A 21,112-nucleotide genomic window follows, 5' to 3' on the forward strand; every position below is an offset into this window, starting at 1 on the left:
CCGAGGAGTCGGCCGGGGCGGCGTTGTTCTGGGTGCAGCCGGTCAGGGCCAGGGTGGCTACGGCGGCGGTGGCGGCGAGGGGGAGGATGGACTTGATGGACATGGTGTCTCCCTTTCGTTGAATCGTGGTGAAACCGTGGTCAGGGTACTAGAAAGCGGGGATGAAGATCTCGACGCGGCGGTTCAGGGCGCGACCGGCCGGGTTGTCGGATCCGTCGGCGTTCTCGTTGGGGGCGACGGGCTTGGACTCGCCGTAGCCAGTCGCGTCCAAGGTTGCGGTGACGCCGTTCTTGGCCAGGTCGTTCTTGACGGCGTTGGCGCGTGCCTCGGAGAGCTGCTGGTTGAAGGCCTCGTCGGAGACGGAGTCGGTGTGGCCGTAGATGTGGGCGGCGGGCACCTTGGCGTTGTTGAGCACGCCCGCCAGGCTCTTGAGGGTCTGGGCCGCGTCGGGACGGATGTCGGACTTGCCGAAGTCGAAGAGGACGCCGTCTTCCAGGGTGATGAGGGTGCCGCAGGATTCGACGGGCTGGAGGGAGGTGATGGGCGGGAACTTGCCGAGCTTGCTGACCTTGTCGACCTTGGGGGCGTCGGTGACGGTGGTCCCGTTGACGACGGCGGTGCCGTCGCCGTTGTTGCGGATGGTCATCGTCGAGTCGGAGTAGCTGCCCGACCCGTCGCCGTTGTTGATGATGGAGACGGTGGCCGTGGAGTAGTTGCCGGACCCGTCGCCGTTGTTGATGATCGAGATGGTCTTGAAGGAGTCGGTGTAGTTGCCGCCGCCCATGCCGTCGAGGTTGATGGACAGCGTCGGTGTTGAGTAGACGCCGGAGCCGTCTTCGTTGACGTTGATGGACAGGCCGGTGTCGGCGTTCGTGTAGACGCCGGTGCCGTCGCCGCCGTAGACGATGGAGATCGGGCCCTGCGTGATGACGCCGGAGCCGTCGCCGCCGTTGACGACGGTGCCCGAGCTGTTCGTGGTGACGCCGGAGCCGTCGCCTCCCAGGACCGTGGAGCCGGAGACGAGGGCGTTGCCGTCGCACTTGGCGGGCGAGACGGTCACGCCGGGAACGGAGGACAGGGTGGAGGCGGTCTGGATGACGGCCTTGTCGGCGTTCGAGGCGAAGACGTCGATCGGGGGCACAGCGAAGGCCGGGACCGGGGGGATTTCGCCGGGACGGTAGCCGGGCACCGTGGGCACGGACGAGGCTGTGGCGCTGGGAGCCTGGGTCGGCTCGGCCGTGGTGGCCGCGGAGCTCGGCGAAGCGGCGGGCTCGGCGGGCTTGGAAGAACCGCAGGCGCCCAGGGCGAGGGTGGCCGCGGTGATAACGGCGGCCGCTGTCAGAGTGCGTCGTGTTGTGGTCATGTCTTAACCGTAAGGGAAAAAATGAGGAACGCACGCTGTTCGAGTAATCATGTAAAACCTTGATTTTCTGCGGGTCTCAGGGGGAAAGGGAGGGCGAGTCAGGGGACAATCAGGGGGAGCCCCGGGGTGAGCCTGGGGGGAGGCGCTCCTGGGAGGTGGCCCCGGCCTCGTCCTTGAGGGGGCGGCGACGCGCGCGGGTGTCCACGCTGTGGCGTGATCAACGACACGGGATGTAGGAGCGGGGCCTCGACTGTGGAACAATGGAGACATGAGCTACAAACTGGTGCTGCTCCGCCACGGCGAGAGCGAATGGAATGCAAAGAACCTCTTCACCGGTTGGGTGGATGTTCCGCTGTCGGACAAGGGCCGCGCGGAGGCTACCCACGGTGGTGAGCTCCTCAAGGAATCCGGCGTTCTCCCGGATCTCCTGTTCACGTCGATGCTGCGTCGCGCCATCATGACCGCGAACCTGGCTCTCGACGCCGCTGATCGCCACTGGATCCCCGTTGAGCGCAACTGGCGCCTCAACGAGCGTCACTACGGTGCGCTCCAGGGTAAGAACAAGAAGGAAATCCGCGACGAGTACGGCGAGGAGCAGTTCATGCTGTGGCGCCGTTCCTTCGACGTGGCTCCGCCCGCCATCGAGGCCGGCTCGGAGTTCTCGCAGGATCAGGATCCCCGCTACGCTGGCGAGCCTGTCCCCATGAGCGAGTGCCTCAAGGACGTCATCGCGCGTCTGCTGCCCTACTGGGACGAGGCCATCGTTCCCGCGATCAAGACCGGCAAGACCGTCATGATCGCCGCGCACGGTAACTCGCTGCGCGCGATCGTCAAGCACCTGGATGAGATCTCCGACGAGGATATCGCCGGCGTTAACATCCCCACCGGCATCCCGCTGGTGTACGAGCTCGACGAGGAGACCCTCAAGCCCATCAAGAAGGGCGGCACCTACCTGGATCCCGAGGCCGAGGCGAAGATCGCCGCGGTCGCCAACCAGGGCAAGTGAGCAACGCGGGGCCCCGGCTTCGTCTGTGTGGACGAGGCCGGGGCCCCGTCATGCCCACGGGTGCGGCCGCGTGCAAGGGGGCGCGCGGACTGTGGCGCATTCCCTAAATCTGACCACCTGATCGTGACCGGGGTCGCAGTGAGGGTCGCATGGTGGTCGTGCTTGAAGCTGGTTTGTGTCATTCCTCTTATGCGTGTAACGTTGAGCTTTCACACTGTCTCGGCGATATTCGTCAGTCAACTGGTAGAATAGGTGTGCTATCCACGCGAGCACCCAGGAGTCATTCCATGTCGTTCGAAATCGGTCAGACGGTCGTCTATCCGCACCACGGCGCAGCCACGATCGAAGAGGTCATGACGCGCACCATTCGTGGTGAAGAGCGAACCTACCTCAAGCTGCGCGTGAATCAGGGCGATCTCGAGATTCAGGTCCCCGCCGAGAACGTCGACCTGGTCGGCGTGCGCGACATCGTTGACGAAGACGGCCTGGAGGAAGTTCTCGCCGTCCTGCGCGCTCCCTACGTCGAGGAGCCCACCAACTGGTCGCGCCGCTTCAAGGCCAACCAAGAGAAGATCGCGACCGGCGACATCGTGAAGGTCTCCGAGGTCGTGCGTGACCTGACGCGCCGCGACGACCTGAAGAAGCTGTCCACGGGCGAGAAGCGCATGCTGACGAAGGCCCGTTCCATCCTCACCTCGGAGCTGGCCCTGGCGCGCAACATCGAAAAGGCGGCCGCCGCCGAGCGCCTCGACGCCGTCCTGGCCGAAGGCCGTATCGAGGCCGACGACGATGCCGCCGAGCAGTGACGTATGCGCGGTCCTGACGGCCGCAGGCTCCGGCTCGCGCCTCGGGTGTGAGCTCCCCAAGGCCCTCGTCTCTCTCTCGGGTCGCCCCCTGCTGTGGTGGGCGGCCCGCGGCCTACGCGCCGGGGGAGTGGGCACGATCGTCGTCACCGCCCCGGCCTCGTGCATCGCTGAGTATCGCGCCGCGATCGACGGCTTGGGCGACGTGCTCGTCGTCGCGGGCTCCGACCGCTCGCGGCAGGCCTCCGTCGCACTGGGCTTGGCCGCCCTCGGGGAACGAGGCGCGGATACGGTCGTCCTCGTGCACGACGCGGCTCGCCCCCTGACGCCCCCGCAGGTCACCGCGCGCGTCATCGACGCGGTGCGCGCCGGCGCGGGCGCCGTCATCCCCGTCCTGCCCGTCAGCGACACGCTCAAGACCGTGGACGCCTCGGGCCTTGTCACGGGTACGCCGCGGCGCGCCGACTTGGCGGCCGTGCAGACCCCTCAGGGCTTCCGCTGGGATGTGCTCACGCGCGCGCACGAGGCGGGTGCTTCTCTGGGTGCGGACGAGGCCGTGGCCGCCACGGACGACGCTGGCCTCGTCGAGGCGATCGGGGTAGCCGTGCACACCGTCGCGGGCGACGAACGCTCCCTGAAGGTCACACGCCCCCTTGACCTGGCGCTCGCGCGGCTGCTCGCCGACCAGGAGCAGGCGGACTGAGGCGATCGGGGTGCTTCCGAGAGCGCCCCACGCGCGCCAGGAAGCGCGCCAAGGGCGACGGAGGTTAACCCCGACCGGCCGTGCGCACCTGCGGTACGCTGCTCGCGATTCAGCGCGGCCAGCCCGCGGGGTTGTCGTCGATGAGTGCCCGAACGAGAGTGACCCCGCCGTCAGTGGCGAGGGCTCCGCGATACTGGGGGCGGCAGGCGAAGCAGCCGATGAGGCGCTGGAGCTGTTCGTATGTGAGGTCCAGGCACGTGATGTCGATCGTCGTGGGAACAGGGTTGCCCGTGGTTGTGATGCGTGCCTTCTTCGTGGAATCCCTCTTCACGGTGACGAGGTCGATGCCCGCGAGGTAGGGCATCCGATCCCAGGCGATGGTGACCGGCTCGGCCTCCAGCAGGGGGTGGAACTCCAGGTGGGTTGGGGTGAGTGTCAGGATCGGGCCCTGGTGGATCGTGTTCAGGCGATAGGCGGTGCCGCGCCGAACGAACAGGACGGTTCCAGTTACGGCAAGGCCAAAGACGACCGTGAATATGTCCATTCCGATGGTCACCGCGCTGACAGCGCCGCCGGTCGCGGTGGAGGCGGACGACAGGACCGGGCTGTGCGTGAGCGCGCACGCGATCAGGGAGATGGGGAACGCCGCTGCCAGCCGGATGAAGTCCGCGGTCATTAGCTTGATGGGTGCGATCAGCGGCGTGAGGCCAACGCCCCCGTTGGAGAACGTGAGATCCGGGCCTCGGCGAAGCCTCCGAGACAGCGCCGCGGCGTAGTAGAAACGCGTCGATGCGTGGCCAGCGAAGAAATAAATCCCGAGGATGATAATGCTCAACGGGGTGAGCCACAGGAGCAAGAGGTTGAGCAGTGCAATGAAGCTGTACAGGGCTGCGGGAACAGTCAGGGCAAACACCGCCGCTGAATTCAGGGGCCCGTCGTATTTGTTGGTCAGCATCAGTGCCTACTCTCTGGAGTCATCGGTGGCGGTGGTCGTGCAGTGAGACGAGCGTCCTGCCCAGGTCATGACGCTGTCAGGATAGCGCGCGCGAGCCTGACCCGTCCGGGGACGCCAGTCGAGCGCAGGCGATGCCGAGGCTGACGTGTTGACGGCGAACAAGGCTGAGGCTGGGCGTATCGATCATTCGGCACCCTCCACGTACATCTGCGTCGTCCCTCACATGCCAGCATATTGCATCCGGTCAGGTTGCCCTGGCGGCTCCACGGCCTCGTCCCCACTGCGCCCCCGAACGAGCGGGGGAAGCGAAACGTGATAGTTTCACCCTGGGCGCACGCGCGCCGCCGAGCACTCCCTATCCAAGGAGCCCGATCACATGAGTACCACTCCCGCCCCCCGCAACCGCGTCATTACGCGCCAAGTCGTCGAATGGGCGGCCTGGGACTGGGGGAGCGCCGCCTTCAACGCGGTCGCCACCACCTTCGTCTTCACGACCTACCTGACGAGCGACGGCGTCTTCACCGACGCTGGGACCGCCTCAAGCTGGCTCAGCAACGGCATGACCATCGCGGGCCTGTTCATCGCGCTCCTCGCACCCATCACGGGTCAGCGCGCCGATCGACGAGGCCGGGGCGGAGTCTGGCTCGGATGGTTCACTGGCGCGGTCGTCGCCTGCATGCTCGCCATGTACTTCGTACACCCCGAATCGGTGCTCGGACCCAAGGGCGCCCTCATGCTCGGCATCGCCCTGCTGGGCCTGGGCAACGTGTTCTTCGAGTTCGCCTCCGTGAACTACAACGCGATGCTCAACCACCTGGGCGAGAAGGAGGACCGCGGCAAGATTTCGGGCTTCGGCTGGGCGTCCGGCTATATCGGCGGTATCGTCCTGCTGCTCATCCTCTACGTGGGCCTCATCGGCACCAACCTGCTCGGCGTCCCCACGGACGAGTACCTGCCGATCCGCATCTCCATGGTGATCGCCGCCCTGTGGCTCGGCGGCTTCGCCATCCCCGTCATCCTCCACCCGCCGCTGCCCAAAAAGATGCACACCGGCGGCGACCACGAGTCCATCTTCGACTCCTACGTCCTGCTGTGGCGCACCGTTCGCACCTTGAGCTTCGAGGCCCCGCACACCCTCTTCTTCCTCATCGCCTCCGCCGTCTTCCGTGACGGCCTGGCCGGCGTCTTCACCTTCGGAGCGGTTCTGGCCAAGACGGCCTTCGGTTTCAGCGCGGGCGAGGTCATGATCTTCGCGATCGCCGCCAATATCGTCGCCGGCCTGGCGACCGTCGCCTTCGGCTGGGTGGACGACAAGATCGGCCCGAAGAGAGTCATCATCCTGTCGCTGTCCGCCATGGTCGTCGCCGGCTTTGGCGTCTTCTTCCTCCACGCCCGCGGCCCCATCGTGTTCTGGACCCTGGGCCTGGCCCTGTGCGTCTTCGTGGGCCCCACTCAGTCCGCGTCGCGCTCCTTCCTGTCGCGCATCATCCCCGCCGGGCGCGAGGGCGAGGTCTTCGGCCTCTACGCGACGACCGGCCGCGCCGTGTCCTTCATGGCCCCCGCCATGTACGGCCTCTTCCTGCTGATCGGCAAGCGCCTGACCCCCGCCGGCGAGGACTACACCTACTGGGGCATCCTCGGCATCATGCTGATCCTCCTCGTGGGCCTGGGCCTGACCATCCCCGTGAAGGCGGACCGCGCCACGCTCCACCACATGGAGGGCTGAGCGCCCAGGGGCACGAGGCCGTCCAGGCGCGCCCCGGCCTCGTCCCCGAGGGTCCTGCGCACACACATCGTCCCCGACGCGACCGAGCATGCTCTCGGACGTCGGGGACGTTCCGTCCTCGATTCGCTTACTGGCGGTCGGGCGTGAAAGCGATGATCTGGCCGTTCGAGACGCCGACGAGCAGGTCGTCGAAGGCCCACACGAGGTTCTCCGCGCGATCCAGGTCCCTGGCCACGTAGAGGGTCAGGCCATCCAGATCGACGAAGTAGGAGGCCATCGTGGAGCCCTCATCGAGGCGAACGTAGGCCACCGTAGCGCCGGAGTCGGCGCGCAGGTCCGAGACCTTGAAATCGTGCTTACCATACTTGGATCCGACGTAATCGGGCATATTGACGGAGCGCTTGTTCGCTGACGCGGTGGGGTACACGTGCAGTGTCGTGTCGTCGTGAGCGCGGCCCGCGTAGTAGAGGTCATCGTGCTTGAGATAGACGGAGGCTGTGGTCCACGGCGCTTGGACGGACGTGTCCCGCAGAAAATCGGTGAGCTCCTCCAGCGTCGGGGTATGACCGTCGTAGGTCGGGCGTGCGCCGTAGCGAATGATCTGCTCGGTCTCCACGAAGCGTCCCGTGGTGTCGTAGACGCTGAAGCTCGTCTCCCTCGCCACGACGAGGCCGTCGCTCGCGGGGATGAGCGTCGGGTGCTGTGATACGTCGTTCGTGGGATCCTTCCCGAGGGTCGTGACCGCTCCCGTGCGAGGGTCCACGATCTGCGGGGCGAAGGCGGCTAGGCGAACAGGCACGATGACGGCGGCCGTCGAACCCTCGCCAATGACGCCGTTCGATGGGTGTGATACCTCCGAGAACAGCACGCCGCTGGCTTGTTGCGGCGAAGTCGCCGCGCTCCAGCGCTGCGTCCACGTGCCCGATTCGAGCACCCATCCGGTGCAGGTTGCGACCGTGTCGCAGGTGACCAGGTTGCCGTCGACGACCCCGATGGGCAGGTCGGCTCCCCAGGGGGCCAGGCTTTGGCCGCCGGTCGACTTGTCGACGATGATGCCGCCGATCAGGAGCTGGGTCTCGGTGGCGATGGGGCCGGGCGCCCTCACGGCGCCGGCGCTGGGAGAGCGGGGCCCGGTTGTGGTCCAGACAGTGACGGGCTCCTTCCCGGAGATGTCGTAGGCGGTCACCCTCGTGTCGGCGTCGTCCTGCGCGCCCTCGAGCACGGCGTACAGGGTGGTTCCCTCTGTGATCAGCAGCGGCGCGGGTGAATCGTCGTCCAGCGGGATCGTCCACGCCGTCGCGAGGCCCGACACCCACTGAGGAGACAGCTCGTTCGTGTTGGTCGCCGTCCCGTGGTAGCCGATCGGGGTGGGATCCATTGACGACTCTGAGGCTGTCGGGGACGGTGTGGGGTCGGGGTCATCGTGGTGGATGTGGCGTCCCATTGTCGCTGAGCCGACGAGGGCTCCGCTGATGCCACCGACGGCGGCCGAGGCGACCAGAGCGGCGACGATCCCGAGCACCTGGAGGGACTTGCGCGCGCGCCGCGGGCTGGCGGCAGCGTCGACTGTCGGCGCGGAAAAGCCCTGCTGAGCGTTCACCGCAGAGGCGGTGCGGGCGTCCTGAGGCGGCTGGGGCGCCGGGGACTGGGTCGTCGGCTGGGGGGCCGGTGGCTGGGTAATCGGGCTGCCCGTGCTCTGATGATCGTCGTTGCTCATACAACGTTTCTATCACACCCGCGCGCCGGGCAGTACCGGTTGGTCACCTCGGCGTCATCAGGAGGAAGCCGGAACGAAGGCCGTGACTCCCGTCTTGCTGGTGCCGATAAGGGCACTGTCAGGGGCCGTGTAGTCCATGTGACCCAGGCCGAAGAAGCTCTGTTTCACCGTCGTAGCTTTCCAGACCTCAGTCCAGCCGCCGGAGTCCTGCGACCAGCCCGTGCAGTGGCCGTCGGTGAGGCAGGTGACCACGATGCCCTCGGAGACGCCCATGGGGTATGCTTCGCCCCAGGGGGCCTGGGTTATCGTCCCCGTCGCCTTATCGATAACGAGGTCGCGGAAAAAGAGCAGATCGTCATCCCAGACGAACTGAGGAGTGAAGGTTTCGTAAGCGTGCGTCGACGTCTCAGCGTTCGTTTCCCACAGGAGCCTCGGCTCGGTTCCAGACACGTCGTAGGCCATGACCGTCACGCTCCGGCTCCGAAACGTCGTCGGCCGATCGGAGAAGGCGAGGTAGAGAGTCGACCCCTCAGCGTGGACGTGCGGGGCGAAGATAAACCTCGTGGGGTCGATGGGGATCGTCCATGCGACCGCGATCCCCGACGCCCACTCGGGCGACAGGGAGTGAGTGTTGAGCGCTGTTCCGCGGTATCCGGGCTCGTGGACCGACTCGCCCGCCTGCTGCGAGAACGAGCGGAAAAAGGACGTCCCAATCACGATCGCGACGACGCAGGCACAGGCGATCAGAATGAGGCGCAGGTGCTTTTTCACGGGGGTAACGGATTCGCCGGAATCCTCGTGAGGCTCCGATGCGTGTCCGTGGGTGATCGATTCGTGCTCGCCCGCATCCTCGGGCGGGGACCAGCGCAAGTCGTCATTGCTCATGGGGCGTTTGTACCACACGCGCGTGCCGGCTGACGCGGATCGGCCGCCACGGCCCCAGACGACACGTCCCCGACGCGACCGAGCATGCTCTCGGGCGTCGGGGACGAGTCGTGTAGAGAACCGCTTACACGGTCCGCGGTGTCACGGCGATCACCTCACCGCTACGCGCCCCGACGAGCAAGTCGTCGAAGACCCACACCAGGTTCGTGGCCTCGTCCAGCTCCGGCGACACGTAGGTCAACTCCCGTTCCATGCCGAAGAAGAAGGGACCGGTGGGGGACGACGGCAAGCACTGGACGAATAGCGCCTTACCGTCTGCGCTGGCGCGCATCTGTGTGGCAGGCCAGTTGGCCGGCAGGGCGTGGTCGGAGTATGACTCACCGGGGTTGATCGTGCGGCTGGAATTCCCGCTAGTCGGGCTCACCGCCAGGAGCTGACCGTTGACGTCCTTCGAATAGGGTTGCGCGACGGTGGCCGTCGTCCACGGGGCGCTGCCCTGCGTCATGAAAGAACTGAGTTCTGCCGTAGTCGGGAGAGCGCGGTCTGACGCTGGGAAACGGTCGAGCGTCCACCCGGCCCCGACAGTGCCCACGACCTCGCCCGCGGTGTTGTAGGCAATACTCTCCTTCTCGCCGGCGACCAGGACTCCGTCGCTCGCCAGCGTGACCCGGGAGACGGAAGGGCCTGCCGCGGAGGGGGCCTCCCCGAGCGTCGTGACTGCGCCCGTGGCCGGGTTGATGAGCTGCGGGGCCTGGTGGGCCTCGTCGACGGGGACGACCACGGCAGCGCCCGCGCCGCTGCCGATGACGGCGCTCGCGGGAGCCGTCAGACCCGAGTGGGCCAGGCCCGCGCGGCGCTGGGGCGAGGTCGTCGTGGACCACAGCCTCGTCCACGCGCCCGAGTCGCGGGACCAGCCGGAGCACGAGCTGAAGGTGTCGCAGGTGACGAGGACGCCGCCCGCCACCCCCATCGGCAGGTCGGAACCCCAGGGAGCCTCCGTCTGGGCGCCGGTCGAGCGGTCGACGATGATGTCACTGAGCAGAATCTCATCCTGGGTCGAGACGGAGGACGGGAACGCCTCGGCGCGAATTCGGGACGGTTGGGGCCCGGTCGTGGTCCACTGGGCAACCGGCTCGGAGCCCGACACGTCGTAGGCGGACACCGTGGCGACGGTCTGGCTCCCGCTTCCGTAGGTGAGCACGTACAGGGTTGACCCCTCTGCGATCAGCTGCGCGGGCAGGAGAGCATCGCTGCTGGGCAGGGTCCAGGCCGTTGCGACGCCCGAGGCCCACGCGCTGGAGAGCTCGTTCGTGTTGGTGGCGCTCCCCCGGTAGCCGGTCGCATTCGGGTTCGTCTGCTGCTCCGAGCCGGTGATGTGCGGAGGTGGGGTCGCCGCCGGGCCGGGCAGCTGGTGAGCGCTCGTGCTCAGCGAGGGCGCGAGGAAAGCCCCGAGGCTCGCGACGAGCGCGACGCCCGTCGTCAGGAAGAGGCGCGTGGGTCGCGTGGGCGTCGTCCTCGCGGAGGCCGCGTACTGGGGGGCGTTGGTGCTCATGGGTGTGTCATTTCTGTCGTCGCTCGGGTGGGCGTTCTTGGGCGGGTGTTCAGGGGTTGGAGCCTCACGAGGCCTTCGGCGTGAACGCCACGATGCCGTCGATCGTCACGCCGATGGCCAGGTCGTCGAAGGCCCACGAGAGGTCCTCGGCGTCGTGGAACTCCGCCGACCCATGTCCCTGGCCGCTGGCCGTGTCGAAGAAGTAGCGGTTACCCGTGGTATTGGCTTCGACGGACTCGACGTACACGACCGACACGTCGGCGCTGGCGCGGACCTCTGAGGGCCAGAAGGGGCTGGAGTGGTATTGGTCGTTGTGGGCGGGATCAAGATCGAATGCTGGGCTTCCGTCGCTCGGCGTCACCGTGAGGGCGACGGCCCCCGTCTGGGCAGTGACCACGGCATTCGACCACGCGGGCAGGCCTCCGACCAGGAAATCGGTGAGTTCCGATGTGGAGGGCACGCGTCCGTCGCGCGTCGGTCTTCTCAGCGACTTCTCGTAGGAGTGAACTCCCGTGATGAAGCCGTCGGCGTCGTAGGCGACGACAAGGTCGTCGTTGAACGCCACGATCCCATCGCTGGCAATGGCGAAAGACACCACGTTGTTGTCCCTATCCCTGAAGGGGCTCGCAGAGGCGGCGTCCGTGACCTGCCCGGTCCGCGGATCAAGGAGCTGCACCAGGTGAGTCGGCGAGTCGACGGGCAGGACGAGTGACTGATGCTCCCCGGTGCCGATCACGGGAGTATCTGGATAGGTGAGCATGGTCGACCTGCGCAGGCCGCCCTCTTGGCTGGCCGTGGTTGTCTCCCACCGGCGCACCCACGAGGAGGACTCCTGCGTCCAGCCCGAGCACGCCTGTTTGCCATCGCACGCCACGACGACGCCGTCAACGACAGCGAGCGCCTCCGACCCCTCCCACGGGGCCAGGGACTGGGCGCCCGTCGCCTTGTCGATGACGATGCTTCCGACGATGAACTGATCCGCGAAGGATACGAAGTTGGGGCGCCCGAAGGACTCGGGAAGAGAGCCCGTCGTGCGCCACAGCTCGCGCGGCTGCTCGGAGGAGATGTCGAAGGCCGCGGCGGTGGCCTGGTGGCTGGCATGGTCGGGGTTTTCGAAGAGCACGTACAGGGTGGTGCCCTCAACGGTCGTGAGCGCCCGGGGGCCGTACTGTGAGGACGGGAAGGGGATCCTCCACGCCGTCTCGACGCCCGAGGCCCAGGCGGGGGAGATCGCTCCCGTGCTCGTGGAGGACCCCGAGTAGCCGACGGTAGAGGCGGAGGTGAATGAATGGTGAGGGTCCTGACCCCCCAGGGTCTGCGTGAGCTGACGGATGCCGAGGACGGCGACGATGACGACGATGACGCACAGCAGAGCCACGAGGAGGACTGGCCTCCCGCGTCTTCTCGCGTGGGGCCGCGCACTGGCGGGCTGGGGGATTGGGGGCGTCCCGCTCGGCGACACCCACTGCTCGGCCTGCGGGGGAGTGTTCGTGCCCAGATGATCGTCATTGCTCATATGTCGTTTCTACCATAGGGCAATTGCGGTGTGATAATCCGATGTCGGCCTCAGGAGGAGGCGGGCACGAAGGCCGTGATACCCGTTGTACTCATGCCGATCAGCATGTCGTCGAAGACCCACATGGTCTGTTTCGGCAGGTTGAGAAGGTTTGATGTGTAGGCGAGCCCGTTGGCGGTATCGATGAAGTACCGTCTCTCGTCCTGGTAGGTGAAGGTATCGGCGTAGAGAACCGAAGCGTCCGCGCTCACGCGGACCTCCTTCGGGCTGAAGTAGCACGAGCTGGTCATGTACTGGCTCAGCGCGCCGGGGACCGGGGTCGTGTGCGTGGACCCGTCGGAGGTGAGGGTGACCTGGATGGAACAGTCGTTCTCGCCCACGAGGCCTACCGTGCCCGTCGCCCAATTCGCAGTCTTCGTCGTCATGAAGGTCTTGATGTCCGCGGTGCTCGGGTTGTTGCCGTCACGGCTGACTGCGGGCAGATAGCGGTACCCGGCTGCGGAGAACGTGGATTGGAGGGCTCCCGAGCTGTCGAGAAGGAGCCCATTTTGCTGGCTGACGTCGACGATGACGAAGCCGTCGGTCGCCACCTCGACGTATTGGCCGAGGCCTGACTGATCAGGAATGGGCAGCGTCGTTGTTTCGCCGGTATGGATGTTGATGATCTGTGGGGATACCTGGTGGAGGGAGGGGACCAGGAAGGATGTGAGCGCGCCACTGCCGGAGAGGGTAGTGCCCGTGGGAGCGTAGCCCAAACCATGGTCACGCAACGCGTAGGACGCCTGGGCAATAGTGGTCGTCGTCCACAGGTTCGTCCATTCGCCGGATGCCTGCGTCCATCCGTTGCAGGTGGATGGCGGCGTGCAGGTCACCACGATGCCCTCGGCCTGCGCGAGGGGACTCTCTATGCCCCACGGGGCTTGCGAGTGTTCGCCGGTGGCCTTGTCGATGACCACGTCGTGGAAAAAGAGCTGGGTCTCGTTCGACAGGAACGCGGGCTCGTAGGTGACGACCGCTGAATTTTCCGTGGGTCCGACCGTGTCCCACAGGAGGGCGGGCTCCTCACCGGACAAGTCGTAGGCCACGACTCTGAGGGTGGAGCCGCTTTGGTCCGTACCCCTTGCTGTGGTGGCGATGTAGAGGACCTGACCATCGACAAACAGATGCGGTGTCAATCGAGTCATTTCTGGCGGCAGCTCGAGCGTCCACGCGGTGGCCACGCCCGAGGACCACTGCGGCGATATGGAATGCGTGTTCGTGGCGCTCCCGCGGTACCCGGGCGCGCGGGTCGGCAGGTTCGCCGCATGTTCGCGTACCTCGGAGTTCGCCTGTGCGGCGGAATGCGACGAGGTCTGATGGGACGAAGGCGTCGACGACGATCCGCTCCGACTGGGGGAGAAGAGGAAAACCGCGACGTTGAGCGCGAGGATACAGCCGAACACGATCATGACGACAGACGGCTTCCGCTTCACGACTGTCTTGTCCACCCACGTCCGCGAGGGCTCGGGGTCTGGGGCGCGCAGCGCAGTCGGCGTCCGGTCGCCTTCGGACGTCCTCCGCGACGAGGCCGTGGCGGCTGCTATGGACGCGACGTCACGCGAGGCAGGTTGTGGCTCCTCCGACGTGGCTTCGTCTGGCAGCAGCTCGAATGCGCTTACGGAAGTGCTGGCCAGCACAGCGGCACCGCGAACGTTCCTCGCCGGGGCTTCCTCGGCCTGGGGCCAGGCGACGACGCTCTCCATCGGCTCTTTCTCATCGTCAGGTGCTGTCGGCTCTTCCGTGAGGGGCTGCGCGATGGCCGGCTGCGGCGCGAGCTCGGGCAGGGGTGCGACGCCCGCGAGCAGGTCCATCTCCTGCGGACCTTCTGGTTGTGCCTGTTCGGTGATCGCCTCGTCGGCGGGAGGGGTCAGAGTGAAGAAATCATCGAAATCCGGCAGAGGCGCTAGCTCCGGCAGAGGGGCGAGCTCGGGTAGCGGAGTAAAGGTCGGAAGGTCACCAAACTCGGGGAAATCCGGGGTATTGGCCAACGGCTCCCCGTCCCGTCCATCGGAGGGGCGAGACTGCGCCTCGTCGTCGGGACTGCGGTGGGGGTCGTCGTTGCTCATGAGACGTTTCTATCATGCAACCGGGACCCGAGTGGACTCGCGGCAGTGAACGGGAATGCGGGCAGGCCTCACGCTCGGCAGCCTCGACGGTGCCGAGCATTCGACAATGGGGGACCTACTCGGCGCGCACCATGAGGACGCTTGCCAGCGCGGCCACGCCCTCGCCTCGTCCCGTGAAACCCAGGTGATCCGAGGTCGTTGCCGACACGGTGACTGTGCCGCCTGCGATCTCGCTCATGACGGAGCAAGCCTCGGGCAGGCGAGCCGCCATGCGCGGGCGGTTGCCGACGACCTGCACGGTCGCGTTGCCGAGCCTCCAGCCGGCCTCGGCGGCCATGCGGCGCACCTCCTCAAGGAGCGCGCGCCCCGACGCGCCCGCCCACTCGGGGCGATCCACGCCGAAGACCGTGCCGAGCTCGCCCAGGCCCGTGGCCAGCAGCATCGCGTCGCACAGTGCGTGCGCGGCCACGTCCGCGTCCGAATGACCCTCGAGGGGGCGTTCGCCCGGCCACTCCAGGCACGCGACCATCAGCGGGCGCGGCGAATCGGGTGCAGCGAACGCGTGGACGTCGACCGCTTGGCCGACGCGGAAAGGCAGATCAGTCATGGAACCAGGGTAGCGTCACGACGAGCGCGGCGTGAAGGCCACGACTCCCTCCCAGGTCACCACGATGAGCAGGTCATCAAAGGCCCACGTCAGATTGGTCGCGTCCCTCAACGCCGGAGGGGTCACGACCCTGGAGCCCTCCAGGTCAAGCACGTAGACGTAGTGCTCCCGCCATTCCTTGATCTCGAGCACCATCGCTGCACCGTTAGCGCTGGCCCGCATCGAGCTCGGCTGGAAGGAACACAGGAATGCGTTGGTCTGCACCGTGTTGATGCGAGGCAGCGTCCTGGGCGGGACATCCGCGGTAGGGGAGAAGACCACGTCCTCGCAGTTGCGTGCGCTGCGCCCAGCCTTGCCCGATGTCCATGGCGTCTTGCCGTCGCGCAAGAAGGCGCGCAGCTCCTCCAGAGTCGGGGGCGGGCCGTCATCCGTCGCGACGGCGTCCGCGTCGCGCCCTGTGAAGCGTTCGATAACCGCGCCGCTGGGATCAAGCAGCGTCACCTCGCTGTTCGTGTCGACGACCGCGATGCCGTCACTCGCACGATAGTAGACGGGCCGCGAGTGGAGCGATCCCGGGTCCTCTCCGATACGGGTGTACTTCCCCGTGCGAATATTGATCAACGACGGGGCGCTCTTGATGCTGCCAAGCGAGATGAAGGAAGCCTGCGCCCCGGTGCCCACGACGCGCGATCCGTGCAGGTGCCACGTGTTGATCAGGCCTATCGTTGAGCCCGTCTGTGTCGTCCACACGCACCTCCAGGACCCCGAGTCTTGTGTCCAGCCGGAGCATGTCGCCGCACTCCCACAGGTGACGACAATGTCGTCCACGGCTGCCATTGCGATGTCGCTCACCCACGGCGCCTGCGTTTGCTCGCCTGTGCGCCCATCCACGATGGCGTTGCCGACCAGTAGCTTGGTGCCGTAGGGAATGATCTGACCAGCCCGGTATCTGAGCGTCGTGTGCGCCTGTCCCCCGTTGGACACCCACAGTTGGCGCGGCGAGTCCGAGGCGATGTCGTAGGCGGCGAGCGTCAGATTGCCGTTCGTGTGCTCGGCGGAGGCGACGTACAGGGTCGTGCCCTGAGCGAGCAGGTTCTGCGTGACTGCCGTCGAGTCCTTGCGTTTCTCGTTGGGTATCACCCACGCCGTGTCGACGCCCGACGCCCAGGCTTCGGAGAGCACACCCGTGTTGGACGCCGTCCCCGTGTAGCCCTGAGAGCGCACAGCGGGACGCCCGTAAGCGAATCCCCACAGGGCCGTGATGGCGACGATGACAAGGAGCGTCAACGCCCCGGTGACGAGAGATGGATTCTTCCACAGCTTCTCGGGAGCGCGGCGCGTCGACGAGGCCGTGGCGCCCTCGTCTGCTTCGTGACCGGGTGCGGGTGTCGAGCGTGCGGCCCGCGCGGGCGTGGGTGCTGAGCGTTTGTCGGGGGCGGCCGTCGGAGCGCTCGCGGCGAGCCGCTCGGCAGCTTCCTGGGCGAGCCGCGCCCGACGCTCACGCCTGCGCTTACGCCATCCCTTCCTCCGCCTCTTCGTGCCCGGCGGAGCCCACTTGGAATAGTTGTTGCTCATGAATCATGCACCTGACGAGGAGGGCGTCAGCGCGGTGATACCGGTCTTTGACGTGACGATGAGCAGGTCGTCGAAGGCCCATATCAGGTCCTCGGCGTCCGTCAGCCTCACCGCGTGGTGGGCGTTGTTGACCATGTCGAGGACGACGATGCGGTCGAGTTCCCAGCCCTTGGCCCTGACGAACACGGCGCTGCCGTCGGTGGCGGCGCGCAGCTGAGTCGGGGAGAAGAAGCAGTGGACGGAATAGTTGAGCGAGAGCTGCTTGACGCCCTCGACCGAACGAGGGGGATAGTCGGCGGTGGGCGTGAACGTGACGGTGGTGCACTCATCCCCTTCGACCCGCGCCGTGCCCGACGTCCACGACGCCTTGCCGTCCGAGTAGAAGGCCTTCAGCTCCGCCAGCGTGGGCGCCCGTCCGTCCTCGCTCGGCACCACCGATCGTGCCTTGCGTCCCTCCTCGAACGTATCGACGAATCGCCCGGTGGCGTCGTAGGCCTCCATCGTCCCAACGGAACGCATAACGATGACGCCGTCTTGCGCGAGTTGGAAATCGGACACGGATATCGACGTCGAGCGCCCCGTATCGCCGAGCGTGGCGAGCTCACCCGTGCGAGCGTTGACGAGCTGCAGATTGTAGTGGAAGTCGACGGGGACGAGGACCGAGGCGTCCTCACCGGCGCCGACGACCCGTCCCCCGCCCCTCTTCCACGCGTCGCTGGCACGCGACTGCCTTGATGTGATGGTCTGCCACAGTCGAGTCCACGAACCGGACTGAATTGTCCACCCCGAGCAGGTCTCCAGAAACGAGCAAGTCACCACGACCTCGTCGACGGAGGCCATCGGCGTGTCCTCGCCCCACGGCGCCTCCTGCTGGCTGCCCGTCCCCTTAGACACGAGGACCGAATCAATGGCAAGCCACTCCCCGGCCGACACCACATTCGGCGCGTCAAACGTACTGACCGCCGCGGCGACGTTTCCGCGTGATGCCCACGTCTCGCGCGGCTGCGCCGAGGCAATATCGTAGGCGATGATCTGAAGCGAGTCGGCGGACTCCCAGGCAGTCACGTACATGGTCGTGCCCTCGACAAACACCGACTGAGCGCGCGAGCCATCCGCCGACGAACCGGGAAGCGTCCACGCCGTCTCGACGCCCGACGCCCAAGCCGGGGACAGCACGCCCGTATTCGTCGCCGACCCCACGTAACCCTGCGCCCGAGGCGACGCCGGAGCGCTTGGGGAGTACGTGCGCGACGTGACGACAGCGACAGCAAACACGAGGGCGAGCATCACCACGATCGCAATGAAGACCTTCTTGCGCCCGCGTGTCCGCGCCCCCGCGCGGAGCCTGGCACGTTTGCGCGTCGGTGGAGCCGGGCGCTCACGCACAGGAAAATCCTCCCGCACACCCGAGCTGACCGACATGTCAGCCTTTGTGGGCACAGCGTTTGACGGGGCCGAATCCCGGCCAGGCCACGACCTCGCCGACTCCTCGCCCTCGGCCGGGGGTGCCCACCTGTCGTCGTCGATACTCACCCGTCGTTTCTATCACACACCACCTGGCCGCGCCCGCACCGCCCAGCGCGCCCCGGCCTCGTCAAAACGTGACGAAGGACGAACCCCCTCGCTTCACACGCGCACACTCCGATAGGATCGGCCCGTGCGTTACATTTCGACTAGACGAGGCCCCACCACGCCCACCCGCTCCTTCAGCGACATTCTGCTGGAGGGCCTGGCGCCCGACGGCGGCCTCTACCTGCCCGAGGAATACCCGACGCTGTCTCGCTCCGACCTGGACGAGCTGCGCATCGTCCTGCGCGAAGAGGGCTACGCGGCGATGGCGGCCGGCATCCTGTCCCTCTTCGTCGACGACATCGACGCTAGCGACCTGTGCGCGATCACGGCCCGCGCCTACTCCACCCCTGCCTTCTCCGACCCGCAGATCGTGCCCGTAACCGCCCTGGAAGGCACCGACCTGCACATCGCCCACCTGTCGAACGGCCCCACCGCCGCCTTCAAAGACATGGCGATGCAGCTCCTCGGCGAACTCTTCGAATACGAGCTCACCCGCCGCGACGACTGGCTCACCATCGTGGGCGCCACCTCCGGCGACACCGGCTCCTCCGCCGAATACGCACTGCGCGGCCGGCGCGGCCTCTCCGTCGTCATGCTCACCCCCGCCGGGCGCATGACCGCGTTCCAGCGCGCCCAAATGTTCTCCCTCCTCGACTCCAACATCGTCAACGTCGCCGTCGACGGCGTCTTCGACGACTGCCAGGACCTGGTCAAGGCCATCAACATGGACGCCGACTTCAAAGCCACCTGGCACGTGGGGGCCGTCAACTCCATCAACTGGGCGCGCCTGCTCGCCCAGGTCTGCTACTACGTCGCCACCTGGCTGCGCGTCACCGAGGAAGGGGCCGACGCCTCGTCCACGGTCAGCGTCGTCGTGCCCTCGGGCAACTTCGGCAACGTGTGCGCCGCCCACATTGCCCGTCAGATGGGCGTGCCGCTGGGCACCCTCGTCGTCGCCACCAACGAAAACGACGTCCTCGACGAGTTCTTCCGCACCGGCGTCTACCGCCCCCGCTCCTCCGCGGACACGCTGGCGACCTCCAGCCCGTCCATGGACATCTCCAAGGCCTCGAACTTCGAGCGCTTCATCTTCGACCTGCTGGGCCGCGACGGGGACGCCACCCGCGCCCTGTTTGACGAGGCCCTGGCCCGCGACGGCTACTTCGACCTGTCCGGCACGCCCGAGTTCGCCTCCCTGCGCGACACCTACGGCTTCATCTCCGGCACCTCCACGCACGCCGACCGCCTCGCCGAGATCGCGCGCACGGAGAAGGAAAGCGGCTACCTCCTCGACCCGCACACCGCCGACGGCGTCCACGTTGCCCGCGCGGTGCGCCCCCAGATCGAGGGCCCGCTCGTCGTCATGGAGACCGCGCTGCCCGTCAAGTTCGCCGACACGATCCTCGAGGCCACCGGGCACCTCCCGCCCGTGCCCGAGCGCTTCGCCGGCATCGAAGGACGCGAAGAGCGCGTCACGCCGCTGGCCAACTCCGCCGAGGACCTCAAGGCGCTCATCCGCGAGCGCGTGCGCCCCGGCGCCTGAGTCTTCTTTCACTCGACGAGGCCCGAGCCCCCACCTGCGAACCCGCGCGGTTGCGTGGGCGGAGTCCGGGCCTCGTTACATACTCCCGGGACGCGCCCGTTTCCTTCGCCTCCCCTCCCTGCCAGGTAGGATTGATGCCATGCTGCACCTGTACGACTCCAAGAGCGCCCGCATCCAGCCCCTGAACCCGGTCACCCCCGGCAAGGTCGGCATCTACCTGTGTGGCGCCACCGTGCAGGGCTCCCCGCACGTCGGCCACCTGCGCGCCGCCGTGTCCTTCGACACGCTCATCCGCTGGCTACGCCGCAGCGGCTACCAGGTCACCTACGTCCGCAACGTCACCGACATCGACGACAAGATCCTCACCAAGTCGGCCGAGGCCGGCTGGGACTGGTGGGCATGGGCCTACCGCTTCGAGCGCGAATTTACGCAGGCATACGAGACCCTCGGCGTTGAGGCCCCCACCTACGAGCCGCGCGCCACCGGCCACATCCCCGACCAAATCGACCTCGTCCAGCGCCTCATCGACGCCGGCCACGCCTATTCCGATGGGCGCGGCAACGTCTACTTCGACGTCCACTCCCAGGACGACTACGGGTCGCTCACCCGCCAGCGCCTCGTCGACATGCGCACCACCGAAGATGACGCCCAAATCGACGAGGCCGTCGAAGCCGGCAAGCGCGACCCCCGCGACTTCGCCCTCTGGAAGGCCACCAAGCCCGGCGAGCCGGCCACGGCCTCGTGGGACAGCCCCTGGGGGCGCGGCCGACCCGGCTGGCACCTCGAATGCTCCGCCATGTCGCGGCGCTACCTCGGCGACGAATTCGACATCCACGGCGGCGGCATCGACCTGCGCTTCCCGCACCACGAGAACGAGCAGGCCCAATCCCACGGCGCCGGCTGGCCGTTCGCGCGCCTGTGGGTCCACAACGCGTGGGTGACCACCAAGGGCGAGAAAATGTCCAAGTCCCTGGGCAACGTCCTCTCCATCGGCGCGCTCACCGAGGAGTACCCTGCCGTCGCCGTGCGCTGGGCCCTGTCGACCGTCCACCACCGTTCCGCCATCGAATGGGGCGCCGAGACGCTGCCCGCCGCGCACGCCGCCTGGGAGAAGTTCTCCACCTTCGTGGCCCGCTCCATCGACGCCGCCGGGGAGGCTTCGGCCTCCGAGATCGCCCTGGCGCCCGCCGACCTGCCCGAGGCCTTCGTCGCCGCCATGGACGACGATCTCAACGTCGCCGGCGCGCTCGCGGTCCTGCACGAGCACCTCAAGGCCGGCAATGCCGCGCTGGCCGCCGGGGACGTGTCCGCTGTGTATCGTGAGCAGGTCCTGGTTCGCTCCATGCTGGACGTGCTGGGTCTCGATCCTGCTTCTGAGCAGTGGCGCGGCCAGGCCGGTATCGGCGCGGGTGCCTCTGGCGCGGCTGCGGCCGAGCACTCGGCGCTGGACGCGCTGGTTCGGGCCGTGCTGGAGGAGCGGGCCG

At 67.1% G+C, this 21,112-nt stretch carries 16 protein-coding genes; 6 read left to right on the plus strand and 10 right to left on the minus strand.

Annotation, left to right across the window (positions count from 1 at the left end):
- Positions 1–148: 148 nt before the first annotated feature.
- A complete protein-coding gene (locus HMPREF1138_RS09860; protein ID WP_009059380.1) occupies positions 149–1,363 on the minus strand; it encodes an OmpA family protein in 1,215 nt (404 codons plus the stop codon).
- Positions 1,364–1,631: 268 nt separating this feature from the next.
- On the opposite strand from HMPREF1138_RS09860, the gene HMPREF1138_RS09865 reads away from it, so the two are divergent.
- The 3 genes from HMPREF1138_RS09865 to ispD all read left to right on the plus strand — a co-directional run bounded on the left by HMPREF1138_RS09865 (position 1,632) and on the right by ispD (position 3,875).
- Positions 1,632–2,369 carry a phosphoglyceromutase gene (locus tag HMPREF1138_RS09865; RefSeq protein WP_021612715.1) on the plus strand — a complete coding sequence of 246 codons (738 nt, stop codon included), beginning with the start codon at positions 1,632–1,634 and terminating at the stop codon, positions 2,367–2,369.
- 287 nt (positions 2,370–2,656) lie between these two features.
- A complete protein-coding gene (locus HMPREF1138_RS09870) occupies positions 2,657–3,175 on the plus strand; it encodes a CarD family transcriptional regulator (protein WP_009059404.1) in 519 nt (172 codons plus the stop codon).
- Positions 3,159–3,875: a 2-C-methyl-D-erythritol 4-phosphate cytidylyltransferase gene (gene ispD / locus HMPREF1138_RS09875; protein ID WP_039937874.1), complete on the plus strand. Its 717-nt coding sequence runs from the start codon at positions 3,159–3,161 to the stop codon at positions 3,873–3,875. Before HMPREF1138_RS09870 ends, ispD begins: the two co-directional genes overlap by 17 nt.
- Positions 3,876–3,984: 109 nt before the next feature.
- Here ispD and HMPREF1138_RS09880 read toward each other — a convergent pair whose 3' ends face one another.
- Complete coding sequence (locus HMPREF1138_RS09880; protein ID WP_009059394.1) at positions 3,985–4,830, minus strand: hypothetical protein; 846 nt, start codon at positions 4,828–4,830, stop codon at positions 3,985–3,987.
- A gap of 376 nt (positions 4,831–5,206) precedes the next feature.
- Here HMPREF1138_RS09880 and HMPREF1138_RS09885 point away from each other — a divergent pair, with 376 nt between their 5' ends.
- The gene (locus HMPREF1138_RS09885) at positions 5,207–6,556 is read left to right on the plus strand and encodes an MFS transporter (protein ID WP_009059402.1); all 1,350 of its coding nucleotides are present in this window, start codon (positions 5,207–5,209) and stop codon (positions 6,554–6,556) included.
- 127 nt (positions 6,557–6,683) lie between these two features.
- Here HMPREF1138_RS09885 and HMPREF1138_RS09890 read toward each other — a convergent pair whose 3' ends face one another.
- The 8 genes from HMPREF1138_RS09890 to HMPREF1138_RS09925 all read right to left on the minus strand — a co-directional run bounded on the left by HMPREF1138_RS09890 (position 6,684) and on the right by HMPREF1138_RS09925 (position 17,899).
- Positions 6,684–8,273 (minus strand): hypothetical protein, encoded by a 1,590-nt coding sequence (locus HMPREF1138_RS09890; protein WP_050981261.1) that lies wholly within the window; start codon positions 8,271–8,273, stop codon positions 6,684–6,686.
- 57 nt (positions 8,274–8,330) lie between these two features.
- Positions 8,331–9,158, minus strand: coding sequence for a hypothetical protein (locus HMPREF1138_RS09895; protein WP_050981262.1), 828 nt, complete (start codon positions 9,156–9,158; stop codon positions 8,331–8,333).
- 124 nt (positions 9,159–9,282) lie between these two features.
- Positions 9,283–10,710: a hypothetical protein gene (locus HMPREF1138_RS09900; RefSeq protein ID WP_009059406.1), complete on the minus strand. Its 1,428-nt coding sequence runs from the start codon at positions 10,708–10,710 to the stop codon at positions 9,283–9,285.
- Positions 10,711–10,774: 64 nt separating this feature from the next.
- Positions 10,775–12,226 carry a hypothetical protein gene (locus tag HMPREF1138_RS09905; protein ID WP_081496016.1) on the minus strand — a complete coding sequence of 484 codons (1,452 nt, stop codon included), beginning with the start codon at positions 12,224–12,226 and terminating at the stop codon, positions 10,775–10,777.
- Between the two features lie 50 nt (positions 12,227–12,276).
- Entirely contained in the window at positions 12,277–14,331 is a 2,055-nt protein-coding gene (locus HMPREF1138_RS09910; RefSeq protein WP_039937878.1) for a hypothetical protein, read from the minus strand.
- Positions 14,332–14,446: 115 nt separating this feature from the next.
- The gene (gene ispF / locus HMPREF1138_RS09915; RefSeq protein WP_009059392.1) at positions 14,447–14,938 is read right to left on the minus strand and encodes a 2-C-methyl-D-erythritol 2,4-cyclodiphosphate synthase; all 492 of its coding nucleotides are present in this window, start codon (positions 14,936–14,938) and stop codon (positions 14,447–14,449) included.
- 15 nt (positions 14,939–14,953) lie between these two features.
- Positions 14,954–16,513: a hypothetical protein gene (locus HMPREF1138_RS09920; protein WP_009059372.1), complete on the minus strand. Its 1,560-nt coding sequence runs from the start codon at positions 16,511–16,513 to the stop codon at positions 14,954–14,956.
- Positions 16,514–16,516: 3 nt separating this feature from the next.
- The gene (locus tag HMPREF1138_RS09925; protein WP_009059388.1) at positions 16,517–17,899 is read right to left on the minus strand and encodes a hypothetical protein; all 1,383 of its coding nucleotides are present in this window, start codon (positions 17,897–17,899) and stop codon (positions 16,517–16,519) included.
- A 271-nt stretch (positions 17,900–18,170) separates the two neighbouring features.
- Between HMPREF1138_RS09925 and thrC the strand changes: the two genes are divergently transcribed.
- Together thrC and cysS are read left to right on the plus strand one after the other, a co-directional pair.
- Positions 18,171–19,628 (plus strand): threonine synthase, encoded by a 1,458-nt coding sequence (gene thrC / locus HMPREF1138_RS09930; RefSeq protein WP_009059378.1) that lies wholly within the window; start codon positions 18,171–18,173, stop codon positions 19,626–19,628.
- Positions 19,629–19,767: 139 nt separating this feature from the next.
- Positions 19,768–21,112: cysteine--tRNA ligase (gene cysS / locus HMPREF1138_RS09935; RefSeq protein ID WP_009059374.1), on the plus strand; the 1,345-nt coding region annotated here is incomplete at its 3' end.

The sequence above is a fragment of the Actinomyces sp. ICM58 genome (assembly GCF_000283035.1).
GTDB lineage: Bacteria > Actinomycetota > Actinomycetes > Actinomycetales > Actinomycetaceae > Pauljensenia.

Bases quoted from the DNA above. Each gene is read 5' to 3' on its own strand.
- HMPREF1138_RS09895 (WP_050981262.1), bottom strand. From the start codon at position 9,158: ATGAGCAATGACGACTTGCGCTGGTCCCCGCCCGAGGATGCGGGCGAG.
- HMPREF1138_RS09890 (WP_050981261.1), bottom strand. From the start codon at position 8,273: ATGAGCAACGACGATCATCAGAGCACGGGCAGCCCGATTACCCAGCCA.
- HMPREF1138_RS09865 (WP_021612715.1), top strand. From the start codon at position 1,632: ATGAGCTACAAACTGGTGCTGCTCCGCCACGGCGAGAGCGAATGGAAT.
- ispD (WP_039937874.1), top strand. From the start codon at position 3,159: ATGCCGCCGAGCAGTGACGTATGCGCGGTCCTGACGGCCGCAGGCTCC.
- HMPREF1138_RS09860 (WP_009059380.1), bottom strand. From the start codon at position 1,363: ATGACCACAACACGACGCACTCTGACAGCGGCCGCCGTTATCACCGCG.
- HMPREF1138_RS09920 (WP_009059372.1), bottom strand. From the start codon at position 16,513: ATGAGCAACAACTATTCCAAGTGGGCTCCGCCGGGCACGAAGAGGCGG.
- HMPREF1138_RS09900 (WP_009059406.1), bottom strand. From the start codon at position 10,710: ATGAGCACCAACGCCCCCCAGTACGCGGCCTCCGCGAGGACGACGCCC.
- HMPREF1138_RS09885 (WP_009059402.1), top strand. From the start codon at position 5,207: ATGAGTACCACTCCCGCCCCCCGCAACCGCGTCATTACGCGCCAAGTC.
- HMPREF1138_RS09880 (WP_009059394.1), bottom strand. From the start codon at position 4,830: ATGCTGACCAACAAATACGACGGGCCCCTGAATTCAGCGGCGGTGTTT.
- ispF (WP_009059392.1), bottom strand. From the start codon at position 14,938: ATGACTGATCTGCCTTTCCGCGTCGGCCAAGCGGTCGACGTCCACGCG.
- HMPREF1138_RS09910 (WP_039937878.1), bottom strand. From the start codon at position 14,331: ATGAGCAACGACGACCCCCACCGCAGTCCCGACGACGAGGCGCAGTCT.
- HMPREF1138_RS09905 (WP_081496016.1), bottom strand. From the start codon at position 12,226: ATGAGCAATGACGATCATCTGGGCACGAACACTCCCCCGCAGGCCGAG.
- HMPREF1138_RS09870 (WP_009059404.1), top strand. From the start codon at position 2,657: ATGTCGTTCGAAATCGGTCAGACGGTCGTCTATCCGCACCACGGCGCA.